The organism is Methanosarcina barkeri MS (assembly GCF_000970025.1).
Lineage (GTDB): Archaea > Halobacteriota > Methanosarcinia > Methanosarcinales > Methanosarcinaceae > Methanosarcina > Methanosarcina barkeri.
This window is the reverse complement of sequence record NZ_CP009528.1, coordinates 1939242-1963074: the sequence shown is the minus strand read 5'-3', so window position 1 is coordinate 1963074 and position 23833 is coordinate 1939242. Positions and strand designations below refer to the sequence as shown.

Below are 23833 nucleotides of genomic sequence, written 5' to 3'. Positions count from 1 at the left end.
AGACACAAATCAGTTACTTTTATATATCGCTATACATTATCTTTTGAACTAAATAAAAATATAGGTGTTTTGTACAAAATCAAAACCTTTATTTTATAAGGCTTTTTTCTAAATTCACTGAAATTGATTAAATATTTTAGAACTCAGATTATTTTCAGTATCTCCAAATGCCCGGTTTCATTAATTCTTTTTTGTTAGCTAGTTTTCTTTCAGTTGAATACCCCACTAGCTTGCTACTGGATGGAAAATTTTCCAGGTAACCGTTGATGATTATATAATTTATCAATTCCATTTTTCGATTGTTAACTTCTGATCAAACTATAGGCACGAAGATAAATAATGCAACTACTCAATAAGGTACAATGAGTTTTTGTTGCAATAATTACAGGCGTGACTATATACAGGCGTGACTATAAGTTTTTTAGGGTTATTGTCTCCTTTAACGGTATTTTGAGCGGGGGCGTGAACATACGTTGATTGCAGCAAGGTGAACCAGCTCGACTTTGATTTAGTATGTTAGAAATCAGATAATTTCCAGTGACCCTATTTTAGTTAATTATTTTTCACTACAAACTGCAATATTTAATTTATACTTTATAATTTGACAGTTTATTTATATAATAAATTTTATATTTATTGATATATTAACTTTCTTATTTCGTTCCGGATCAACTAATTAGCATGAAAGTACGGAACAAAAATGGTTATTCCTGCTCCTTTTTCATTTCTGCTCCTAATCACATCTAACGCACTTTCCGCAGTAAAATTTCTGGATTTTATATTTTATCCCACTTTCCGCAGTAAATTTTCGAAAATTCATGTTTTTACTGCTATCGATTTTCAATCAAACGTGGATTTATTGTACTTTTATGTAGTAGGTAAAAGCCAACTATGTGGTATATTTAATGTGGTATATTTAGAGGTAAAAAATGATATCATTCAATTTTCACCAAATACCACTAAAAATCTAAATTATTTGCACTTGTTCAAAACCGCTACCAGGAAAAATATTGATTTTCGAAAAAATACTGCAGAACGTAGGTTTTTCTTCTGCTGAGGCATTTTTTTTCGGGTTCATGGACAGATGCTCATATTTAAATAAAATTAGATCACCAGAGTAGGGGAGGGAGATCAGTGACCAGGTATTGCTTAGCCGACCTGTTTTGGTAGAGCTCGTCCATTTTTCGCAAGTTCGCAGACAGCCAGTATTGAGATATACTCCCGTAGTTCCTGCATTAATCCCGCGCATTTTTCGGCAAGTTCTTGCCCGGACAGGCTTGCTGAGATGGTCAAAGGTTGTAATCTCAACTCCCGCAATCATTGCGTTTGTCTTAACGATAAGGGATATTTCATATATTCGAGTTAATAAAACTATAATTTCTTAAAATTCGTTCATAGTTGTTACTCTCCTATTTGTTAGCTCTCCTATCTGTTAGAAATGTAGTTAAGCCGGGTAGGCAAACAGTCCGGCATTAGAAAGGTTGTAATCAGTTTTTATGAACCGGTCCAGATTCCTGATGTAGAGAGCTTGAGGGTCGAGATCGGGAAACAGATCAGGATAAAACTACTTGGCCATGTAAGCTATGGCAATGATATTTCTTGGAGTGGAAAGTAATTCATTATGAAGCAGGTATACTTTTTTATTTTTTACAGCATCAGTATGTGTAAAGACATCCTGCTGCATGATTTCTTCCTGGATCTCCTTACCCTTCTCAGAAGGCAGTTCAGAATCATTGACATTATATCCGAATACATCTGGGTAATGCTGGTCCCAGCACATCACTACAATGGCATCGATGTCCTGTTTAAAGACCCATTCTTTATCGACATCTTCGTAAGCAAAAGGTAGATCTCCTGCAATGTTTTTACTACCAGCAGCGTTAATGAACTCATTTACAACGGGCATGTCTTTCCCATAGGTTTTTATTTGTTCAGGAGTGTCGGAAAAAGCTTTATAAAAAACATTCAAACGGTCTTCCGGCGCGATCTGAGAAGTTTTAGCTATTATAGGATCATTAATTTCGCTGTAAAACTCAGTATATTCATGTGCTTGTTCTTCATTTCCGACAATCTTCCCAATTATCGTAACATTATCACAAAAGGAATCAGGGTTTAGTGTATCAACGAAAACAACTGGAATATCAGGTTCAAGTGTGTTGATTATTTCGTCAGTAGTACCATACCAGTCAAATTTTGGCAGGATTAGAACATCGGTCTTTGCTTCTATAATTTTTGTAATCTATATCCATGGGTCTCTTGGCCGGACATATAGCAGGAATCTTATCTAGATTCGGATAAAAATTTTCATCAGATATATATCCATCCCGTACTACAATCCACTCCCAGGCTCCGATAGCTTTCAGGACTTCGGCAACTGAATAATGCGTTATGCTATTATTTCGGCGGGTTTATCAAGAGTTACTTCTCTGCCAAGAGTATCAATAATTTTGATCTGAGTATCTGCATCTGTAGTATTTGTATCCTGAGTATTTGCAGTTGAAAAGACTGCAAAAATTGACACTATCAGCAAAATTCCAATTCCGGCAACTAATTCCTTTGTGCGCTTCATACCTTTTTCACCTCAATTTTCTCATATTTTCGGCATCCATCAAACTTCTCATACCGACCTCTTCGGGATGACATGCGGCAGATTATCCTCGAGCACTACCGCAGCCTCAACACCATAGACAACTCTGATATTTTCCTGTATCAGGACCGAGACAGGGGTCCCAGCTGCGTATATCTTTCCTTCCGTGAGCATGATGAGCTGATCGACATACTGGGAAGCAAGATTAAGATCATGGATCACGAGTATTGAGAGAAGGCCCTGTTTGTCTACAAGAGTGCGGATAATATTCATTACTTCAAGCTGGTTCCTGATGTCAAGCTTGGAGGTCGGCTCGTCAAGAAGAAGTACTCGACTCTGCTGGACGAGTGCCCTTGCAATCATTACCCGCTGCCGCTGGCCTCCGGAGAGTTCCGAGTGATGCGCCTGAGTGCTACCTGTTCGAGATTCAGCATCTTGATGGCTCCTGTAGCGATCTCAACATAGTCCCTGCTAACCTTCCAGGACGAGAATGGGCGCGCCCATAAGCACCGTGTCAAAAACAGTTGCCTGAAAAGTAACTGGGAACTCCTGGGGCACATAACCGAAATTTCGAGCGATTGCGACCGTGTCCATGTCATGGATCTTCTGCCCATCCAGGCAGACCCACCCACTATTTGGTTTAAGGACGTTATTGATACAGCGGAGCAGTGTGCTCTTTCTGGCTCCGTTTGGCCCTATTATGCCAACAACGCTTGGTTCGCAAAACTCCATTGAAATCCCATGTCGCACAGGCACTGAAGCATATGAGAACGTGACCCCGTCGATAGAGAGATTCAACAGTACTCCCTCCGGTACATGATAAGGTACACAAAGAAAGGTACGCCGAGGAATGCTGTGATAACTCCTACGGGAACAACTACAGGCGAAAGAACTGTCCTTGCAATAGAATACGAGATAATCAGGAAAACTGCTCCCATCAATCCAGATGCAGGAATCAGGAATCGGTTGTCTCCTCCTCAGCCTGCAGATATGCGGTGAGACAAGCCCAATAAACCCTATTGCTCCGACAAAACTGACAACTCCTGCAACCAGAAGTGACGAGACCACCATAATAAGTATCCGGAATTTTTTGACATTTATCCCGAGGCTCTTTGCACTCTCGTCCCCTGCCCCTATTATATTAAGGTCCCAGGATTTCCAGATGAGTATAGGAACAAGGATTGCCGTGATGGGGACGATAAAACGGAAATCCTCCCATCTTGCTTTTCCGATGTCTCCTACCATCCAGAACATTGCACTCTTTACTGCTTCCGCTTCTGCGAAATATTCTGTAAAAGTTGTGAGGGCCTGGAAGAAAAACATCACAGAGACTCCAGTAAGAACCATTGCTTCTGCCGAACCGCTTTTTTTCTCAGCAATGGCAATAATGACCGCTGAAGCTATCAGTGAGAAAAAAAAGCATTTCCGACGATGAGATATTTGCCGGCAAAAATTCCGGTCCCGAATACGATCGCGATCGCTGCTCCAAATCCTGCTGCTGACGCAATTCCAAGCATATATGGATCAGCAAGTGGGTTTTTCAGAGCCCCCTGCATCGCAGCTCCTGCTGTTCTGAGGGCAATCCCGGCAAAGAGCCCACCATGAAAATACGAGGAAACCGAAGTTTCCAGAGACAGACATCCGCTAACCAGGAACTCTCAACAATATCAGGGAATATTTTACTGAGAATTGAGGTATATACATATATAAAAGAGATGGCAGCAGACCTTGTCGATGTGGCAATTCCAATGCTGATGATAATGAGCAGACATAGGGCACCGATAAAGAGGATTTTTTTTATGAGTAAAGTTATAGTACCTCTCTGTAATATGACTGACTTCTGTTTAACGTATGCTTTTTTGAGAATCATAACTCATGAGCCTTCAACCCACTTAATCCTCTGTTACTTCTGTTTTCCGGGCTATATCCACATCTAAAGGACCTGCATCAAAGTTGATTGTCTTTGACCGTACCGACCGAAATCCTGCATTGAGTATAGAATCTACGATAAAACCCTTGCTAAGACTACAATTGTATCCTGAAAGAACGCTGGGCATCATATTAAGGACATGGATAGCCGGCTTTGTGCCTTCGTCATATATCCCATCGTGAAGACTTACAAAGATTCCTCCGGGATTGAGTGCATCATAAATCTTTTTCACCATCTTATCCATGCAGCCCTTTGCAAAATTGAGTGTACAGCTTGCAAGGATCAGATCATAACCACTGCCAAGATGATCGTTAAGGTAATCGCCTCCGATCATTGTTATTCTATCCGAAAGTCCATACTCTGCTATGAACTCTTCAGCAACATTGACCACAGCCGGCTGGTCAAACAATACGCCTTCCATCGACGGATGGCGGGATAAAACCGCAATTCCCACAAGACCGGGACCTCCACCAAGATCAAGCATTCCCTTCATCAAAGAAAATTCCGGTAATGCTGAGATAATATCCGCTATCTTCTGAGCTGTTCCGGAACGTTCCCAGTTTGCCATTGATTTTGCATATCGTATCCAGAACTCCTCCGAATTCATGCCTTTTTCTTCTGAAAACGCTGGCCCATTTTTGACCAGTTCAGCTATTTTTTTCGGGCTCATGGACAGACGCTCATATTCAAAAAAAATTAGATCTCCATAGTAAGTTGGACGGCTGGTAACAAGATATTGTTCAGCCACCGGACTGTTTTGGTAGAACCCGTTCTTTTTTGTTACAAGTTCGCAGGCAGTCAGTACATTGAGATATTCGGCTGTTGTTCTGGCATCAAACCCACATTTTTCGGCAAGTTCTTCTGCCCTGATAGGTTTATTGAGTTGATCGAAAATAGCAAGTTCAACTCCCGCAACAAGTGCATTTGTCTGAACGGGTGCAAGGGACATTTCATATATTTGGGTTAATGGAACTTTTATCTCTGGAAATTCTTTCATAATCGTCACTCTCATATTTGATAGTTCATAGTGTAGAACTTGTAAAAATATAAATTTAGTTGTGTTCAACTTTAGTTTATAATAAAACAAACTCATGCGTCATCGGTTAAGCATTAAATTCCATTTCTTGTATGTGTTTTTTATATTAGTACTCTAAATACCTCTGTATCTATGTCTCCCTGTCCCCCACCTACTCTTGAAGACTCTCTTCGGGAAATATTTCCCGAAGAGTGGTTAAGGCAAACTGCCAAAGAAACTGGTCTTATAGTACGTGAACGTAAAATTGACCCTGTTATTATCTTTTGGGTTTTAACTCTCGGTTTTGGTGTCCGCTTGCAGCTACACTTGCCAGTTTAAAACGAGAATATGAAACGGAGTCACAAAAAACCGTAAGTGATAGCAGCTGGTACTATCGTTTCACTCCAGAACTTGTTGAGTTTCTTAACCAGTGTGTAATTCATGGCATGGAAGAGCTTGCAAAAGAACCTGGTAGGAAACTTAGCAAGAAACTCGAAACCTTCCAAGATGTTGTCATTCAGGACAGCACAATTGTTCGTTTTCACTCTTCTTTAGCAGACAAGTTTCCTGCAGTAAGATCAAGAACAGTAGCTGCAGGAGTAAAAGTTGGAGTTATGGTAAGTGCAGTTGCTAACGGACCTAGAACCGTTGCTCTGTACTCTGAAAAAACAGCTGAGATAAAGACATTAAAAATAGGTCCCTGGATCAAAGACCGTATTCTGCTTGTTGATCTTGGTTTTTACAAAACTCAAATGTTTGCAAGAGTTGAAGAAAATGAGGGATATTTTGTTTCAAGGATTAGGAAAAATATGGATCCTATTCTTGTTTCTGTTGAAGAGGGACTTTCTAAGACAAAAAGCAAAGAGTTCGCTGGAAAACCTGTTAGTGAATGTATTAAGCAACTTTCTGGAAAAGATATTGATGCAGTTGTAAAAATAGAATTCAAAAGAAGAGAGCATAAAGGCAAGCAAAAACAGGATGAGATGATTGTACGTCTTGTTGCAGTCTATAATGACGAGGATGAAAAGTACCATATTTATATCACAAATATTCAGAAAGATATTTTGAATGCAAAAGACATTGCAAACCTATATGGAGCAAGATGGGACATAGAACTGCTTTTCAAAGAATTGAAAAGCAAATACTCGCTGGACGTTCTTGAAACAAAGAATGTGCAGGTAATTGAAGCTCTAATCTGGACAGCAATATTGACACGAATCGTTAGCATAAGAATATATTCTCTTGTCAGAAACTCAACAACTTATCCTGAAAAAATGGCTAGATATACACAGTTACGTTGAAGTACAATATTTGCAGAGAATGTATCGGATTTGTTGACAGTAATTCTGCATAGATGTGGAATTCAAAGAACTTTTGAAACGATAATGAGCGTATATGAAAGTCAAGCATTAGATCCTCATGTAAACAGAGAAGGGTTTAGAGATGAATGCTTTGAGTAATAAATGAAAAATTGGATTCAAAAAAAGTAACAGAAGAAGGAAATAAATCCTTAACCGATGACCAATGAGTATCAAATTAGATTTGAGATTTTAAAAGCTAATTTGAGATTCTCGTCTTATTACCGGAGTTTTACCAATTAATTTATAGTTTGAGAACTTAATGCGTAATCGATAGACCAGTTTCAACTGGACAACTCAAGAAAAGCCATAATGTTAAATTGGTTATAGGGGCGCTAGTGGGATGAAATCGGTTTTATTGGACGCTAGTGATATAATATTGATTATATGGACATGAGTGATAAAAACTGGTTGTATGAGCGTGAGTGAGGTAAAATTGATTACATGGACGTGAGTGAGATAAAACTGGCTATACTGCGCTGAATCATTTAATTCCTGCAGGACAAGGTATTTCTATAAATAGCCTTAAACAAAAATAGGTATTAATGACTTTACAGATGAAGGTGACGCTAAATACTCAGGTTATTCTCACAAGTGTTTCATAAAACTTGAAAGTCTTCAGCAGACTTTATTCTAGTATACTTATAATGTTTCCATTTTATAAACAGCTCACATAGCTTCACATATTATCCACATATGATTCACACATGACTACATATTCTTCTCATCAAGGTTGAGGATTTCTTCAATTTAAAGCAAAGGAGCTCTTTGTATGACTGATCATAATGAACTAAAACAGAAAATGTATGAATGGACTCAGAAATATGCAGAAAAAGCAGGGTACAGGCTTAACCCGGATAAAGAAGCTCTTGACTATGTGCTTGATGGACTTACAGTTAAGCTTGAGAAATTCGGAAGGCGTTACTGTCCCTGCAGAATAGTTACCGGAGATGAAAAAGAAGATAGAAAGATTGTATGTCCCTGCATCTATCATAAAGAAGAAGTCGAAAGGGACGGAAACTGTCACTGCGAACTTTTCTTCAAAGCGAATTAATTGAGTTCAGCGGATTCGGTTTGCCTGCAAAGAGGCTTTATTGGTCTATTCCGAAGGGCAGGAAAGTTAAATTGTAAGATCTCCTGACCTGAAAGGCCCGGAAACAAAAGGCTGCATACCTGGGGACATCAAAGTCTTAAGGTTTGCTCCAAGCCTTTTAAAAAAAGGCTTGAGCAAAAACCTTTAGAGAAAAAGGCCTGGAGCAAACCTTTTGAGAAAAGGTTTTATCGAAAATCCTTAGCAACGATGTGATAACATCCCTTCTTAAAAAAGGTTTGACTACAACCCTCTTGAAAAAAATTTGATCGCAATTTTTCCGGGAGAAAGTTTGACCAATGGCCTACACAACGTGATAAAATGTCGTGACGGCGTGATAAATCGATGAAGCAGTTTACACAATCTTTTTACAAAAAGCTTGGATGAAAACAGTTTATAAATATTTATAATAAATCCTTACTGCAATTTAAAAGTAACGCTGAAAACAAAAAAGCGAGGGTTTAAGGAAGATTACTTAGATATATTTAATTAAAGGTTATATAATATACGTTTTCACAGTGACATGCTTAATGTGACACACTTAATCTTGCTTTTTAATATACTTCTTAACCTTCATACTCTTCAATGAAAAACTGACATAAAAAATTTGACTCAAGGGTGACCTGTAATGACAAATGCAATGGAACTCTATCAGATGCTTCCAAAGACTAACTGCAAAAAGTGCGGAAAAACCTCTTGTATGGCGTTTGCAGTATCTCTCATGGCCCACGAGCTCACACCCGAGGATTGCCCGCCTCTTAAAGATGAACCAAAGTATAAAGAAAACTATGAAAAGATAAGTGAACTTTTCAAACCTTCCGAAAGCGCAACTGAAACCGGACTTATAGTGCATGAAGACTTATGTTTTGGCTGTGGAAACTGTGTGGTTGCCTGTCCTCCGAATGTAGCTAATGATCCACACGGAATAGGCTCGGGAAAGGCCCCTACGAATCCTAATAAGCTGGTCTTGGCCGTAGAAGACGGCATTGTAAAAGCTCAAAACTTAGGGGAATGCCGCCGTTTCGGAAAGAACAAAATTCTATGTAATGGCTGTATAGTAACCTGCCCTGTAGAGGCAATCGAGTTTGTGTGAGGAAGCGGATATGGAGAAAAACTATCATGTATGCACAGGCTGCGGACTCCTCTGTGACGATATTGAGGTTGAGTCCGAAAATAACATTGTGAATAAAGTTTATACAGCCTGCAGAGTAGGAGTCGCCCATATGAAGGAAGCAAGAAGGGGCGAAGCAGATTTTCTGGTTGATAATAAGCCTGTAGATGAAGCTACTGCTATCAGTGAGGCTGCATCGATTCTTAAAAATGCCAGAAATCCTCTGATCTTCGGTCTTGGGACTTCTACCAGTGAAACCCAAAAAATAGCAATTGAACTTGCAAAGAAAATTAACGCTACCCTGGATGATACCTCCTCGTTCTGCCTGGGTCCTCTAGCTGAGGCTCTCATTCAGGATAAGCTTAAGACCTGTACTCTTGACGATGTAAGGAATAAAGCTGATGTTATCATATACTGGGGAACAGATCCATCGGATTCTCATCCTCGCCTTCTTTCGAAGCACTCCTACTTCCCCAGAGGAACAGAAAAGCAGAGAGGCTGGGAAGAGGAAAGGACAGCCATAGCAATCGATGTCCGGAAGTCCCATACCGCAAAGATCTGCGGGAATTATTTCTTCCAGATCCCTCCAAAAGGAGATGCAGAATTTATCGATGCCATGATTGCAGGGCTTTCTGGAAAGCTTCCTAAAACCTCTTACAATTACCCGCCTAAAAAAATCCTTGAGCTGGCAAACATCCTTAAAGGAGCAAAGTTCGGAGTAATGTTTGTAGGACGCGGGCTCATTTACTCGCTTGAAAACCTTGAGCCTCTTTTCAAGCTGATGGAAATTCTGAATGAGAAAGCAAATTTCCACCTCATACCAATGGTAAGCAGCTCTAATACAATGGGCTTTAACGAAAACCTCTTTGCAGAAACTGGATACGTGAACAGTGTAAAGTTTGAAAATGGAACTGCAAAGCATGGACCCGAATACTCAGTTGTTGAATCTCTTAAAGCAAAATCGGTGGACGCAGCCCTTATAATAGGTTCAGACCCGCTTTTATTCCTTCCCGGATCTATTGCAAAGAACATGCTGGAGATTCCTGTTATCTCGATGGATCATTGTGAAACCCTGACTTCCAAGCACTCAAAGGTCTACATCAATACCGCAATAAATGGGGTAGAGGCAGGGGGAAGTTCCATACGCATGGATAGAGTTAAAATGAGCTTTGAGCCTGTTATTGAGACAAATCACCTGTCTGAGGAAGTAATTCTCAAGAAAATAATGGAGGCACTCTGATGGATTTCGGATCTTTTCTTACAGCTCCCGAAATAAATGTCAAAGTCATAACTTACAGGGACATCTTTCAGGATAAGGCTATGCTCGAAAACCGCTTTGGGGACGAATACAAAGACCTATCTGCGATAATAAAGCTGGACCATGCGGATTTCAAACAGTTGGACGTGAAAAAAGGCGACACAGTAATTTTAAAAAATTCCTTTGGAAGAGTTGTGGTAAAGGCTATGGAATCTGGATATGAAACTCCTCACAAAGGCATCGCATATATGCCCAAAAGCCCCTGGTCCAATATGCTGGTCTCAGATGAAACCGGAGGTACAGGGGTACCTAAATTCAAGGATATATCCGTAACCGTTACCAGTGCAAAAGGGGAAAAAGTAACAGAACTCATGCTTTAAATGGTTTCCCTGGTAAGGTAAACAAATCCCTTAAAAATTGCCGTAAAAGCGGCAAAATTATTTTATATTCATTTTCATAGTTGTTTAGCTGCAGATTGGATGAAAGCATGGTTGATGTACTTCTAAAATTTACAAAAATCTTGAAAAACGGCACTACTTTCTACCGCTTTGAAAGTTTTGAAAACGTGGATTCAAGGTGGGAGCTGCCCTGTGAGTATCTTTCAGGACCTCACTTTGCAGCCTGGAATGGTGTTCTTCTGTATTCTGGTGGAAATAGCATACATACTCTCTGTCCAGGAAACTTAATTTCCTTGAGTGAGTATCAGGAACTGATGAAAATTATTGAAATTGGGAAAGAAAGGTTAAAAAAAATAAAGAGCAAAATGAGCACCTGAATATTTTCTCAATAAAAACTTGTCTCAATAAAAACTTGTTTCAATAAAAACTTGTCTCAATAAAAACTTGTCTCAATAAAAACTTGTTTCAATAAAAACTTGTCTCAATAAAAACTTGTCTCAATAAAAACTTGTCTCAATAAAAAGTGTCTTCTAACAATAGAACCTCAGATTCGAAACAATGTTTTCTATTTTTATATAACTTGACTTTGTCAGATTAGACAGTTACTTCAATCGCTGTTAGCGATTTCACTACTAATGATATCTTTGGCATACGAGGTCTAATGATGACGCTTTACCTTGTAATGTGATATAGTCAAGTTAAGTACACGCTGAGAATCTAAAAATAAAAGAAATAGTCTTTACTCGCTAAAAAGTTCGGATAAACTTTTTACTATCTTTACATACGGATATCGTGAAAAGTCAGTTTCCGTTGTCGTTCCTGTGGTCACGGCCGCAAAATCAACATTTGCTGCCAGGGCCGTTTTAGCATCAATCAGACTATCTCCAATATACAACACATTATCAAGTTGTGCGTTGAGGCTGTCAATTGCAAGCAATAATCCTTCTGGAGACGGTTTGGGGACTTTAACATCCTCTCCTCCAACAATAATATCTATTAAATCCAGAACCCCGTACTGGTTTAGAGTCTCAACTATTCGAAAATGATGTTTTGTGGTTACGATACCTGTATTGAGCCCATTCTGTTTTAATCGTTCTAATGTATTTACTGTGTCAGCATACAACATTGTCTCTCTGGACATTACCTCGTTAGCCTTTTCCCGAAACAAGCTTAGAAAACGATCTATCAAAACTTTGTTTTCGTTGTTTGTTAGCTGAATAAATGCTCTGTCGAGTGGTAATCCAACAGTTCTTTTTATACTTTCATGATCAAAGCAGGGAATGTCCAGCTTGCTAAAGGCATAGTTGAAACTTGAAACAATACCACTCGTTGCATCAGCTAATGTATAATCAAAATCAAAAATAACAGTACTATATTTCATATATATTTCATATCTCCCGCCTTGAGTCTTGCTGTTGACATAGAATCCTGCAGAAGTAGAATAGAATCCTGCAAATATTGGCAGAAAGTCCTGCTGTACTGGCATAATATCTTTTCGCCCAAAACCAAAGGTATTTTAACCCCTTAAATATGGATTCTATATTTTTTGAATTAAGGACCAAAATATAGGGTAGATATTGCTCTTTAAGACATTTGCTACAGGTACTTTTGTCATAACTATGCAACAAAAAAATAAAAATTCATATACAGGATAATTTAATTAGAATTAATTAAGCTATTTCATGAGTTAATTTCAGAATTTGAAGCCTGAAGGACATTATTCAGAATATATTTTTACACTATTACATTATTCAGGATAAAAATATTTGACAGATTATAATGTGTTGTAAATAATTACTACCTATATAATTTAATACTAGTCGGGACTTATCACCAGATATTAAAAGTATATAGCCGTCACTGATAACTTTATCTGATGGCCTGGAGTTCCAGATCAAAATTACCAGTATGATCTTATGTCAAAACTCCTATTAAAAAATAAGATTTAACCAGGCATAAATAACTGATTGAGAGAATAAAATCAAAAGAAATATACACGTTAAGAATTAACACAAAACAAACTACTGTCATGGCAATTTAATTATTGAGCGTTAATATTAAGACAATACATCATCTCTAGTCCCTTTCATAATTATATAAAGACTAAAAATAAATATTCTGGACACTAGCTCTTAATCAGACTTTTAAACGACGTGTAAATTTTCTGCATATGATATAAAAGACTTTGCCCGGAATTGACATAATCTTAATATTATTTAACTACTTAATATTATTTAACTACTTAATATTATTTAACTACTTAATATTATTTAACTAATTAATATTATTTAACTAATTAATATTATTTAACTAATTAATATTATTTAACTAGTTAATGTTATTTGATATGTGAATGTCTATTACTAATAATCTGCCGAGGGAAAGTTGATTGATAAACGAACCGAATAATAAAAACTGGATTAAAGTAGGCGGAGTTTTACTGGCAGTCTTTGTCGTACTAGCTTTGATATTAGGAGTAATAATACCGAGCATGAGTTCTCCCGACTACCGGCACGGCTACCAAGATGGCTACCGAGACAGCTATCAGGCTGCTTTCAATGGCAAATATTATGATGTCAAAGGTGGCTTAGGTGATAATAGTAGCTATAATGAAGGTTACATACACGGCTATGATGAAGGCTATCCCGATGGTCAATTAGACCTTGGAGCCCACGAGGGAAGTGGAACAAGCCAGACTCTCGAAAACAGTCAGGCTCTCGAAAACAGTCAGGCTCTCGAGGCCAGCCAGGCTCTCAAAACCAGCCAGAATAATGAAACCAGCAATGATAATGAGGCCAAGGATAATGAGACCAATCATGCCAGTGGAACCAGCTCGAGCAGTGAAACCAAAGAGGGCCGCCAAATTACCTTCAATAATAAAAGTTAAGGTAATTGGCATTATAGAATCTGAAAATGTATCTCCCCATACTCTTTCCTGATTTTTGCATCGATTCTACTCTTTAGAAGCAGTGCAGCAGTAGCAAGACTAAAAGGAGATTTCTCAGATACTTAGAAAAATTTATCAATACGACTCATCAATGATCTTTTCATGCCTGTGGAAACAAGAGAAATCTCAGTAACCGGAAAAGAGGACTGTGGAATTGTTGATATAACCGAAATAATCTCAGAAGAAGTAAAAAAATCAAAAATAAGAAACGGAACGGTTACGATCTTTTGTATTGGGTCAACCGGAGCAATAACTACAATGGAATTTGAGCCTAATCTCTCAAAAGATGTCTCTGAAACGCTTGATCAGCTAATTCCTCTTGACAGGGACTATCACCATCACAAAACCTGGGGAGATTATAATGGAGGCTCGCATCTAAGAGCTATGCTTATCGGCCCGAGCCTTACAGTGCCTTTTATTGAAAAAGACCTTACTCTTGGAACCTGGCAGCAGATTGTGTACATTAACTTTGACAGGATTGAAAAAGTAAGAAGAATCGTATTGCAGATACTCGGAGATTTTTAAACGGTTTGTTTTCTAAAATTACTAGGTAAAAAGTGATGGGATTACATATTCCATATCTGAAAATATGACCATCCCATTTGCCACGGTTACCTATTTTGAAACCGACAAAACCCTTAGGCCTGAAAAGCCAATGAACCTGACAGAACTTGAGCAGTACCTGGACCTGAACCTGCCTTCGGAAAACTTCTTTTATGCTGTTGAAATTGATGGAAACTTTTCGTACCTGAGAGCACAAAGCTTGCCAAAGCAGGAACCACCGTACCGTAAACTTGCGGATGTTGTCGCAAATCAGACTGTTTTCGAATTTGAAAATGTAAGCGGTACACTGGTGGGTTTCCGGACACCGGACTACGTGACCAGTATCAATGTTCCAGGATATCATCTTCATTTCATTACTGAAAACAGGAGTGCAGGTGGGCATGTTCTTGAGTTCGAGCTTGAGAACGGAACTGCTGCTCTTGATGCAACACCAGCCTTTTTCATGGAACTTCCCACAAGCTATAGCTTTGCAAAAGTAGAATTGGAAAAGGACTTAAAATCCGAAATGGAAACTGTGGAAAAGTGAATTTGAGCTTTGATCTGGTGCGGAGTCAAGTTGATGACTATTTTTAGAAACTGAGCTTGAATCCGCGCTTTAGGATATGAATCTCTCTGAGTTTCACTATAATTCGGACAAAATCAAGTGTCATTCACAGAAAAATTTAGAATAGGAGAATTTAGAACGGATTGATTTCCTGAGAATGCCTCCAATACGATTGCTTTAGTGAGGCCAGCAGTCTTGCCAACAAATTTTCCATTTGTCAGATTTTTGTTCAGCGAAAGAAGAACGCAATTCTTGATATCTTTCGTTGTTCCAGATTGAGTCAATTGGAGTTTCAAATGCATTTCCCATATTATAATGTCCCCCGCAGCACGGAGAAACCGTTCCATCCCAGTATACTACCATGCTATTCCACGGCCAATAACACGGTTTCTTTTTAGCCGACTTTTTAGCTTTAATTTGACTTTGAATTTTAGCTAGATCGGGAGACGAGTTATCCAGTACTACAGTAAATTTATCAAAACCCATATTAATGGACAGTTTCTCAGCATCCTTTAATTGATGAGAATTATGGTCAAATAGAATAAATTTAAATTCAATGAAAGGAGTTTTAGAAGTTAACTTATTTTTTATATTTATTAAAGCAGAGGCATTTTTCAAAACGAGATTTAAATCTCCTCCCCGCCTGTATTTTTCATAAACATCCTGTGTAATACCATCTATAGAGACAATAAGGTGATCCAATCCGCAAGTAACTATTTGCTCAAGCTGTTTCTGAGAAAGTTTCATAGAGAAAGAAGTAGGGAATATTGTTCCAATATTTCTTTCATGACAATAAGCAATTATCTGGAACAAATATGGATTAAGCAGTGGCTCCCCACGATGGCTAAGATTTACGCCGAAAATGTTGTCAGCAAATGGATCTATAATTTTCTTGAAATTATCAAGCGTTAGAATCATTTTTTCATTGTCTTCGTTTTTTAATTCTCCTCTACCATGACAACATTTTGGACATTTAAGGAAACAATTTGGAGTGGATTCTACTTTTATAAAATAAGGCGTGCTGGAAAGAATGGTCTTTTTAGTTTTGAATTCAGTTTCATTCACAATCAGATTGGAAAATTTTTTACTTGTTGAATGAACTATACTGGTCCTTAAGAGAAATTTCACAGAACTAAATCTCTCAACAAACATTTCAATTTTAGGAGACATAATTTTAGCACTTTAAATATATTATATAAAAGATATTGTAGAATTATGAAAGATGTTATAGAATTTGCCTACAAAATTTGCCGGAACATTTGGATAGCATATTAAGTCAAATATCATTTCATAATGAGACAGATATCACACAATAGGAGTTACGCAGTTGGCTCCTAGCATATTGTTTTTTCCAAACTTTCAAATATTTGAATTAATTTAACGTGTATTGGGGATTCCTTAAGTATTCTGTCACTGCCACTCTTCTAATTTTCATAGCACTTTCAAACCAGGATATTCCACTTTTGATTCTTTGTAATTCCAGTCTAAGAAAAGCTCTTAATGAGAACATTATATGTGCTCTTTGTGATTCTTCCTTTCTTGCCTGACATTTTTCGACACCACAGAACTGTTTTATTCCCCTATGATATTCCTCAATTTTCCATGACTTCTTTGCCAAATCTTCACGTTTTGCTTCATCCATCTCTTGCACATCTGTAACCCAGTGTTGCGTGTCTCCATTTTTTGAAACTATCCTAAACACCTTTACAAATCCATATGCTTTGAGGTGAACCACACGTCCTTTTGGAGGAATATCTACTGTTTCAAGTGGCACATTTCCCTTGTTGTCAGGATTTACCAAACGATTATTTTTCAATCTTGTAAGGAAATGCCACTCTTTCTGTCTAATGGCTTTAAGGTTTTTCACACTTGCATACCATGTATCAAATAAAACGAATTTGGGATTAAAACCACGTTCTTCGGCCTTGTCAAGCATATCACGGAAATGGTCATTCTTTGTTTTGTCGTCTACATCGATGTTATAAATTCGAAAATCGATAGGTATAACGGTTGTACCGTCAGTCCAAACTAAGGTAACCAGGCCTATTCCCTTTACAGTACGATGATGTTTTCCACTCCACATACGACGAACAAAAGCAATTTCTTCTGCGTATGGTTTATCTAATGTTGAATCATCAACACTTAGGTATCCTCCCTTAAGCTTGACATAACTTTTTACTTCCTCCCATAGTGCTTCCGTGTCTGGAGGTTGCCTTTGAAGGCAACGAGTAAAAGCATCATGAGAAGGAGCATTAGCTATGTCTGGATAACATCTAGCAGCTTCAGTACAGCTAAAAACGTTAGAAGCCGCAATGAGAAAATTAATGTAGTCAATGTCGGTACACTTAGGTGGATTTATGTCCATAACTCCGTACGTTTTTAGAGAAACACTAAGCCATAAGTATATTTATAAAGATATCAAGTTTTCGGCATTTTAACTGCGTAAGTCCTAACACAATATAACATAAGATATACAGATATTAAAAATTAACTAAGTTATATGATTTCACTTAACCTAAATTTCTAATTAAACTTTCTTGAGGCTGTTAATTGAGGTTGTTCAAAACCCCTGAAGAGGGGAACTCATTACTTTAAACCTTTAGTAGACAATCTTGCAGTAAAGTAGACAATCTTGCAGTAAATGATATCCAGAGAACAAATTTGTGTGTGAGATTGGAGTTTTAGAATAAAAACATGTAAGAGTGACCAAAAAACACTTTGCCAACCAAATATTTAGAGGGAAAGATTTTCAGAATGATAGCTTTCCTACATGATCCTGATACAGTGTTTGATACTCATGCCAGCATACCCTCATATGACCTCCTCAGGACTTCCTCGAGGACTTTATTGATACTTCCTAATAATCTACTTATGGAGACCTTCACGACGTAATTCCTTGTTCCCAGGCTTCTTCAGTCTTCACGATCAATGCTGAATTTGCATTTTCTGTATACGTATCATATCCAGAGGACGTCGCCTGATCGAAATATGAGATTTCATAGCCGTCAGTAATCTCCGGGGTTTTAATCATCGTTGTTTCAATTAAATTCCAGCTCCCATCCACCTTAAATGCAACAAAAACATGACCAGGTATATGGATCAGTGCCGTATCCACACCTACAGACTCAAGTGCAGACACATAAAGTACAGCCAGATCGTCGCAATCTCCCCCTTTGAAGGACAAGGTTTCGGACGGAGTCTGGATATAATCAATACCTGTTCCTAATGGGTCATTGGGATCGGATATGTAATACACTCCGTATTGACCAAGTGCATCAAAAATTAGTTTGGCTTTTTCCAGATCGTCATCGGTACCCATTGTCGCATTTGCAGTAATACACCTCACATTCGGGTCGTGTGGATCGATGTAATACGAATAAAACGATTTTAATGAGATATCTGCATTTGCAGATGCCAACCTGGAAGTATCTGCTAATGGAAGCGCATTTTTGCCATATACCTTGAGAGGAACTGTGCTTTCCACAACAGGCTGTTTTGTTCCTGATGAACTGTATTCAAGTTTTAAATACAAATTTTTCGTTGATTCTTTGCCAGCCTTTTCAAATACCCTTTTAGGTATGTTCGGGGTTACCCCTATTTTTGACACTTTAGTTGGAGAGATCTCATTGATGGATGATGAGACCCAATCCCCACCTTCAATGCAGGTAGACAAAATAACATTTTCTGCAGACGACTCTCCGTTGTTAGCAATAGTCACCTGGAAAAACTGCTTATTGTTATTTACATAATAACTGTATACTGCCGGGCTTACACCAGACATATTGGAAACTGTACTTGAAATCACCAGTTTTGAAGGGGAATAGGACTCATAATTCCCAACAATATTCATTTGTTGGCCAAATTTTAAGGTCACTAACTGGGACTGAGGAGAATGATAATTATTTACATTACCGTATTGCACTTTGTATGTACCGGGCTTTAACTCTGTTAATATCTGCCCATTACCCTGAAATTCTCCGTCTATGATTATATCAGCATTCACAGGAGAAGTTTTGACTATTAGCTTTGATACTGTTCTGTAATTAGGGTCTGTACCAAACTCAAAGATCTCCTGATAATCTCCGTATAAGTCTCCGTCAGAATTTTCGCTCAATGGATTGGTTTTATACTTGTTTACCTCGTCAAAGTCTGAGATTTTATCGGAATCGGTATCACTGTTTGCAGGATCAGTATGAAGTGTGTTGACCTCATATCCATCAGGAATTCCGTCAGAATCCGAATCAGATGCGAATATACTGGTATCATGCTGAATTTCACTTGGAGTGTTTAATCCGTCTCCATCAAAATCCACAACAACAGCTCCTACCCCACAGAGAGCAATAATTATTATTGCCGGAGTAGTAAAATTGAACCTGAGCCTGTGAGCAGCCCCATACAAAACAACAAGAACTACGGCTAGCTTGGCTAGCCTGGCGATTGTATGTGAAATATCAGCATCAATCAAAAGTACACCCCCCTGAAAACAGAAATTATGCTATAAACCCAGCTTAACTGTAAAAAAATAATATGTAAGTGTAGTTATTTGAAAGTTTCTCAGCTTTTTATTCTGAATTTCGTTAGAATTGATCTGTCTTTCCGCAGATGTCCTCTTAAATGAATAATTTTCTTGCTATCGTTTTTGGAGAAATTTCCAAAATTTAGTATTAAGATTGTCTGGGATCTCAATTGTTGCTACCAAAAAAAAGAAGGAAAACCTTTACTGAATATATAATGTTTAAATGATAGGGTCCTTCCAAATCAGTACTAAAACTAAGGGTATACAATACTTATTTTGGATCATAAGTATGCATTAGAGTTTTCCCAATTAAGGTACACTCTAAAAATCAATTTTTTAGATAAATACTCTATAATACTCTTTTAAATCAAGAAGAAAACGAGATAAATACTTTATTCTTTTACAATTTATGTTTATTTATAAATAAGGCATATGATGTCATTTTCATCTATATAAAATTTAATGTTACAAGTAAGGATAAATCAACGTTTAATTTATCAATTAAAGTACTTAAGTCATTTAAACAGCAAATAGATCATTTAATGAATGTACCTCAACAGGGAGGGCTGACACTACATTTAATTGGGCAAATAAGGTTTAATATCCCTTAAAAAACTAATCATTATTCAAGGGGTCTATTAAATGAATGAGTAAACGGAGAACTACAATTTAAAATAATGGAGAAAAATATTAGAAAAAAACGATATCGGGGAAAATAGTGAAATTTATAAGACATGTCGGGTAAGTCAGGAGGATTACTCCTCCTTTCTCCCCTGGGAACCGTACGTGAAAGTTTCCCTTCATATGGCTCGAGTGTTTTCAAACCCTTTCTGTATCAGGCATCAGTTATCTGTATAACTGATTTTGTGATTCTGGATAACAGCCCATTAACATTACTGTCTGTAAGCCTCTCACCTACTGGTGTCTTTGAGTATCTTACATTCGTGAGTTTGTTTCCGTTCACACAAGAAAAAACCTTCAGTAAGTCAGCATCTTTTCAGATTAGGGCAAAGTTTGAACCCCTATTCAATCCATTACAGATTGACATTCGCTTTTTACTGAATCCTCTACCCTCAACGCCATCGTCATCCCTCACAGGAATCATACCCATAATTGGAGCATTTAGGGCTTACCAAGTTCTATACTACAAATAATATGAATACCTTAGAAGCCATCTATAAACCGAGAATCATTTGTCCATTTGCCATAATGTCCGCAGACCCATTACAACCTGATCCCGTACCTTTTGGTTTAAGCGTATCAACCTATTTTCACTTATTCCACTTCACGATTCTTACGATGGTTTACTTTACGTTCTTCATAGTATTCTTATCCTAACCAATTATCAAAGTCAGGTTCCTTGAGTTCTTGATATTGTCGTGTGAGCTTCACACACAAACGTTACCATTTGTGCATGTCACAGTAGGATTACCTCAAATGGAAAAGGTAGCGTATGACGCAATCCATAGTATAGCTTCTTGTCGCACCCTGCGGAAAGGGGGATATGGAGTATTATTTTCAATTAAGTACTTCACTACTTACGCGGGGTGTACTAGTGTCATGGCAATTTAATTATTGAGCATTAATATATGAGCTGATCCCAAAACTCAAAATTGCTTCGCTTAATTCCGTGTTTTGAATTATCAATCGAGTTTCTTATGTGGAAAACAGTTCTGAATCTTTTATCAATTTGGGAATAAAATTTGGTTTTGGGATCAGCTCATATAGAAATATATCATCTGTAATCCCTTTCTTAATTCTAAAGATGAAAAACTAAATATTCTAAACACTAATATAAATATGAGTTTAAGAAATCTTACTATATTTTAAGTATTGACTTAAACATATTATTACACGTGGTGTATCGTTACCCCAGCTTCCCTCAAAATCTTTATTTTTTAATAACCATCGAATACCCATTTTAATCTCTAAATTATTTGCTTTTATGCCGGCTCTAAGAAGAGTAGCAACAGCAGTAGCAGTATTTTCGATATTAGATATGTCAATTTTTACATTTGGTGTCCACACCCAACCCCATTCACCTTTCTCATTTCTTATAAAATCCTGAATACGTAAAAGATACCGAATACCTTTTTTAATTACTTCATCTTCTGCCTCTAATCCCGAAGCTAATAGAGCAGATATTGCATCATAAGTCTTGGTAATCAGACTAGCACTAGCACCTCCTTTCCAGGTATCACTCCAACCGCCATCTTCTCTTTGATTGTCTTCCAGCCACCGAATTGCATTTTGAATACACTCACTTTTAGGATCAATTTCTGCCTTAACTAAAGCCCTTACAGCACAACTTGTAGCTCCTACACTCATATTTTCGAAAGGTGTAGGACCCCATGCTTTGTAAACTTTATTCTGTACTCTAAGTAAGAATTCAATGTTTTCCTGAATAAAAGGGGAATCTACTTTTTCGCCTGCTTCTAAAAGGGCAATCGTTGCATAACTTGTTTCATACACACTACTACTAATTGGACAATATTCTAAAGGTAAGTACTTCCAGTATTCTTTTGGAAGATATGGGTAGCCTCCATCATCGTTCCTAAGTTGTATTTTTATCCATTTTATGCCATCTCGAATAACTTTTGAATCTTTTGGCTCGCCAACGTTTAAAAGAGCATGGATTGCCATTGCAGTATCCCATATTTTAAGAGGAGGTTCTTCATCCCATTTTTTTATTCCTGCAGGCAATTTTGCAACATGCATCCAACTACTATAAGTTCCCCATCCACCATAACGTTGTTTTTTTATTAAATATTCTTTGCCACTTTCAATTAGTCTTTCAATTTCTTCAAGAGGAATATCTGGCTCCCATGGGGGAATAACTTTTTTTATTGCATTTTTTAAATCTTCCTCTTTTATGCAATCATGATTAAGCTCTACCGATATTTCCTTTGCTTTACTTGTAATACTTGTTATTAAAAAATTTAAATAGTTTAATATATAGGGTTTTTCATCATCTGTAAGAAAATTTTCTGTCTTTATTTGCAAATATATCTTTTTTAAGACATCTTCACTTTTAATATTAGTTTTTTCCCTATTCACTTCTATCACCATCTTTAAGGGATTCAGAAAAACCCAATATTTGACTGGTATTTAAAATTAGAGTAAGGGTTTTATAGTAAAAACAGGAGATAATTTTATAAATTTAAAGAACAGTTGCATTTAGGCAACAGGCACAGCTAAACAAAGATTAGTTTTCTGATAGTATTGCCAAGAAGAATTAGTTTCTTTATAGCCTTGCCAAATAATGTCTCCAATAAGGCATGAAATTTCCTTTACAAATTTAGACTTATTTTGACTGGATAAATTTTCAAGGTCTATCTCTTTTATTAAGTTTGCTTCTTTTTCAAGCAATTCTTCTTTTCTTATTTTTAAACTATAAAGCCCAATTTTTAAAGAAAACCTCTCTGGAAATTCGGAAATCGATTTTTGACTATCACTTATTAATTTATCGAGTTCTTCAAGTTCCTCTTTCAATCTATTCCGTTCTCCAAACTTATCAATTAGTTTAGTTAGTTCTTCGATCTCTATTTTTGTGAGATTCGTATCTGGAAAATCCATGTCCATAAATATCCCCTAAGTATAAGTTTATTGAGTAGTAGTCTAAGATAAGTTACTTATCCTGAAAAAGTCACATGACTTATATCGTCATGTTATACACTGCATATTAAAAGTTAGTAAGTTACATTGTCTTTGATCAAACACCTTACTGTGCAAATATAATGAGCCTGTTTGATTTTTATCCAATACATTTAGTATATATGTTAATGCCATTATTTATACTTTTCACACACATTGTAAAACGAAGACAACTCATTAAAGTTTAGTTCTATTATAGTTTTTGGATTCCTTTTTCGATCATGTCCAAAATGTTTCTTCCAATAAGCAATCTGATTCTTTGAGTCGTCAACTAATTCGCCATTTATCTCATAGTAAATAGGAATAAAGAAAGAGTGACACATATATGACGATTTGATTTTTTTAGTAGGACCAAATGAATAAAATCTATTTTTTGTATGTTTATCTAGTGAATCTAATTTAGCACCATCAAAATGTGTGACAAAATCGATATCATTTGGATCATTTTTCTGTGAAGTAAAACTACCATCAAACCATTGGATAATAGGCACATTGAATGAAACCAAATGCTTACAATAGTTTAGATATCCTTTAAATATCTTTACGCGTGTACTTGATGATTGAAACGCATTTACAAACTTATCTTGAAACTCTTTAATGTCTGATTCTATAATACCAGAGGAATTAATCAGAGGGATATTTCCATTCTCATCAAACTCAGGCATCATATTCATATTTGACAATGAACACATATTTATAAATTTTGAAATAACCGTCATGCATTAAAAAATTTATTTATAATTATTAAATACTTTTTCTTAGGTTATGTAAGTCTTCAGCTTATAGAAGAAGCAGATAAATTACTTGTTTTAAATCAAAGTTACACTGATTCAAATTGTGGTATACTATGGAGTACTAACT

Annotated in this window: 19 protein-coding genes and 3 pseudogenes; 9 read left to right on the top strand and 13 right to left on the bottom strand. The window is 37.0% G+C overall.

The features are described from left to right. Positions 1-1149: 1149 nt before the first annotated feature. From MSBRM_RS20225 to MSBRM_RS07945, 6 genes and pseudogenes are all read right to left on the bottom strand, one after another. Positions 1150-1293 carry a hypothetical protein gene (locus tag MSBRM_RS20225; protein ID WP_155400462.1) on the bottom strand — a complete coding sequence of 48 codons (144 nt, stop codon included), beginning with the start codon at positions 1291-1293 and terminating at the stop codon, positions 1150-1152. 271 nt (positions 1294-1564) lie between these two features. Continuing rightward, positions 1565-2227 (bottom strand): ABC transporter substrate-binding protein, encoded by a 663-nt coding sequence (locus MSBRM_RS07960; RefSeq protein ID WP_255361932.1) that lies wholly within the window; start codon positions 2225-2227, stop codon positions 1565-1567. Between the two features lie 159 nt (positions 2228-2386). Beyond that, the gene (locus tag MSBRM_RS21190) at positions 2387-2569 is read right to left on the bottom strand and encodes a hypothetical protein (RefSeq protein ID WP_230629191.1); all 183 of its coding nucleotides are present in this window, start codon (positions 2567-2569) and stop codon (positions 2387-2389) included. 48 nt (positions 2570-2617) lie between these two features. Further along, a pseudogene (locus MSBRM_RS22200) lies at positions 2618-3967 on the bottom strand (iron chelate uptake ABC transporter family permease subunit). A 23-nt stretch (positions 3968-3990) separates the two neighbouring features. Continuing rightward, positions 3991-4143, bottom strand: a complete 153-nt coding sequence (locus MSBRM_RS21685) for an iron chelate uptake ABC transporter family permease subunit (RefSeq protein ID WP_080941471.1) — start codon at positions 4141-4143, stop codon at positions 3991-3993. Between the two features lie 336 nt (positions 4144-4479). Further along, positions 4480-5514: a methyltransferase gene (locus MSBRM_RS07945; RefSeq protein ID WP_048118062.1), complete on the bottom strand. Its 1035-nt coding sequence runs from the start codon at positions 5512-5514 to the stop codon at positions 4480-4482. Positions 5515-5685: 171 nt separating this feature from the next. On the opposite strand from MSBRM_RS07945, the pseudogene MSBRM_RS07940 reads away from it, so the two are divergent. From MSBRM_RS07940 to MSBRM_RS07915, 6 genes and pseudogenes are all read left to right on the top strand, one after another. Continuing rightward, positions 5686-6992 (top strand): annotated as a pseudogene (locus MSBRM_RS07940) (IS4 family transposase). Positions 6993-7662: 670 nt separating this feature from the next. After that, entirely contained in the window at positions 7663-7944 is a 282-nt protein-coding gene (locus MSBRM_RS07935) for a ferredoxin-thioredoxin reductase catalytic domain-containing protein (protein WP_011307856.1), read from the top strand. A 664-nt stretch (positions 7945-8608) separates the two neighbouring features. Continuing rightward, a complete protein-coding gene (locus tag MSBRM_RS07930) occupies positions 8609-9073 on the top strand; it encodes a (Fe-S)-binding protein (RefSeq protein ID WP_048118065.1) in 465 nt (154 codons plus the stop codon). Positions 9074-9083: 10 nt separating this feature from the next. Continuing rightward, a complete protein-coding gene (locus MSBRM_RS07925) occupies positions 9084-10331 on the top strand; it encodes a formylmethanofuran dehydrogenase subunit B (protein ID WP_048122938.1) in 1248 nt (415 codons plus the stop codon). Continuing rightward, positions 10331-10729, top strand: a complete 399-nt coding sequence (locus MSBRM_RS07920) for a molybdopterin dinucleotide binding domain-containing protein (protein WP_048118068.1) — start codon at positions 10331-10333, stop codon at positions 10727-10729. The genes MSBRM_RS07925 and MSBRM_RS07920 overlap by 1 nt, the downstream gene beginning before the upstream one ends. A 107-nt stretch (positions 10730-10836) precedes the next feature. Then, positions 10837-11124, top strand: coding sequence for a hypothetical protein (locus MSBRM_RS07915; RefSeq protein WP_048118072.1), 288 nt, complete (start codon positions 10837-10839; stop codon positions 11122-11124). A gap of 362 nt (positions 11125-11486) precedes the next feature. Here the strand turns inward: MSBRM_RS07915 and MSBRM_RS07910 are convergent, their stop codons facing one another. After that, complete coding sequence (locus tag MSBRM_RS07910) at positions 11487-12233, bottom strand: HAD family hydrolase (protein ID WP_203397930.1); 747 nt, start codon at positions 12231-12233, stop codon at positions 11487-11489. Between the two features lie 903 nt (positions 12234-13136). Here MSBRM_RS07910 and MSBRM_RS07905 point away from each other — a divergent pair. From MSBRM_RS07905 to MSBRM_RS07895, 3 genes and pseudogenes are all read left to right on the top strand, one after another. Further along, on the top strand, positions 13137-13634 hold the full coding sequence (locus MSBRM_RS07905; RefSeq protein WP_048118075.1) for a hypothetical protein: 498 nt from the start codon (positions 13137-13139) through the stop codon (positions 13632-13634). Between the two features lie 162 nt (positions 13635-13796). Continuing rightward, positions 13797-14219 carry a secondary thiamine-phosphate synthase enzyme YjbQ gene (locus MSBRM_RS07900; RefSeq protein WP_048118078.1) on the top strand — a complete coding sequence of 141 codons (423 nt, stop codon included), beginning with the start codon at positions 13797-13799 and terminating at the stop codon, positions 14217-14219. Between the two features lie 37 nt (positions 14220-14256). Then, positions 14257-14784 (top strand): annotated as a pseudogene (locus MSBRM_RS07895) (acetolactate decarboxylase); the annotation flags it as partial. Between the two features lie 195 nt (positions 14785-14979). Here MSBRM_RS07895 and MSBRM_RS07890 read toward each other — a convergent pair. From MSBRM_RS07890 to MSBRM_RS07865, 6 genes are all read right to left on the bottom strand, one after another. Next, on the bottom strand, positions 14980-15972 hold the full coding sequence (locus MSBRM_RS07890) for a radical SAM/SPASM domain-containing protein (protein ID WP_048155304.1): 993 nt from the start codon (positions 15970-15972) through the stop codon (positions 14980-14982). A 202-nt stretch (positions 15973-16174) separates the two neighbouring features. Further along, a complete protein-coding gene (locus MSBRM_RS07885; RefSeq protein ID WP_048155303.1) occupies positions 16175-17167 on the bottom strand; it encodes an IS701 family transposase in 993 nt (330 codons plus the stop codon). A gap of 516 nt (positions 17168-17683) precedes the next feature. Further along, positions 17684-19267 (bottom strand): transglutaminase-like domain-containing protein, encoded by a 1584-nt coding sequence (locus MSBRM_RS07880; RefSeq protein WP_048155302.1) that lies wholly within the window; start codon positions 19265-19267, stop codon positions 17684-17686. 1857 nt (positions 19268-21124) lie between these two features. Next, a complete protein-coding gene (locus MSBRM_RS07875; protein ID WP_176722152.1) occupies positions 21125-22375 on the bottom strand; it encodes a prenyltransferase/squalene oxidase repeat-containing protein in 1251 nt (416 codons plus the stop codon). A 120-nt stretch (positions 22376-22495) separates the two neighbouring features. Beyond that, positions 22496-22900, bottom strand: a complete 405-nt coding sequence (locus MSBRM_RS07870; RefSeq protein WP_048155300.1) for a hypothetical protein — start codon at positions 22898-22900, stop codon at positions 22496-22498. Positions 22901-23106: 206 nt separating this feature from the next. Next, the gene (locus MSBRM_RS07865) at positions 23107-23646 is read right to left on the bottom strand and encodes a DUF6932 family protein (protein ID WP_155396465.1); all 540 of its coding nucleotides are present in this window, start codon (positions 23644-23646) and stop codon (positions 23107-23109) included. Between the last annotated feature and the right edge of the window lie 187 nt (positions 23647-23833).

Coding starts and splice junctions, on each gene's coding strand:
- MSBRM_RS21190 (WP_230629191.1), bottom strand. CDS start 2,569: ATGAAGCGCACAAAGGAATTAGTTGCCGGAATTGGAATTTTGCTGATA.
- MSBRM_RS21685 (WP_080941471.1), bottom strand. CDS start 4,143: ATGCAGGGGGCTCTGAAAAACCCACTTGCTGATCCATATATGCTTGGA.
- MSBRM_RS07945 (WP_048118062.1), bottom strand. CDS start 5,514: ATGAAAGAATTTCCAGAGATAAAAGTTCCATTAACCCAAATATATGAA.
- MSBRM_RS07935 (WP_011307856.1), top strand. CDS start 7,663: ATGACTGATCATAATGAACTAAAACAGAAAATGTATGAATGGACTCAG.
- MSBRM_RS07930 (WP_048118065.1), top strand. CDS start 8,609: ATGACAAATGCAATGGAACTCTATCAGATGCTTCCAAAGACTAACTGC.
- MSBRM_RS07925 (WP_048122938.1), top strand. CDS start 9,084: ATGGAGAAAAACTATCATGTATGCACAGGCTGCGGACTCCTCTGTGAC.
- MSBRM_RS07920 (WP_048118068.1), top strand. CDS start 10,331: ATGGATTTCGGATCTTTTCTTACAGCTCCCGAAATAAATGTCAAAGTC.
- MSBRM_RS07915 (WP_048118072.1), top strand. CDS start 10,837: ATGGTTGATGTACTTCTAAAATTTACAAAAATCTTGAAAAACGGCACT.
- MSBRM_RS07910 (WP_203397930.1), bottom strand. CDS start 12,233: ATGCCAGTACAGCAGGACTTTCTGCCAATATTTGCAGGATTCTATTCT.
- MSBRM_RS07900 (WP_048118078.1), top strand. CDS start 13,797: ATGCCTGTGGAAACAAGAGAAATCTCAGTAACCGGAAAAGAGGACTGT.
- MSBRM_RS07890 (WP_048155304.1), bottom strand. CDS start 15,972: ATGTCTCCTAAAATTGAAATGTTTGTTGAGAGATTTAGTTCTGTGAAA.
- MSBRM_RS07885 (WP_048155303.1), bottom strand. CDS start 17,167: ATGGACATAAATCCACCTAAGTGTACCGACATTGACTACATTAATTTT.
- MSBRM_RS07870 (WP_048155300.1), bottom strand. CDS start 22,900: ATGGACATGGATTTTCCAGATACGAATCTCACAAAAATAGAGATCGAA.
- MSBRM_RS07865 (WP_155396465.1), bottom strand. CDS start 23,646: ATGAATATGATGCCTGAGTTTGATGAGAATGGAAATATCCCTCTGATT.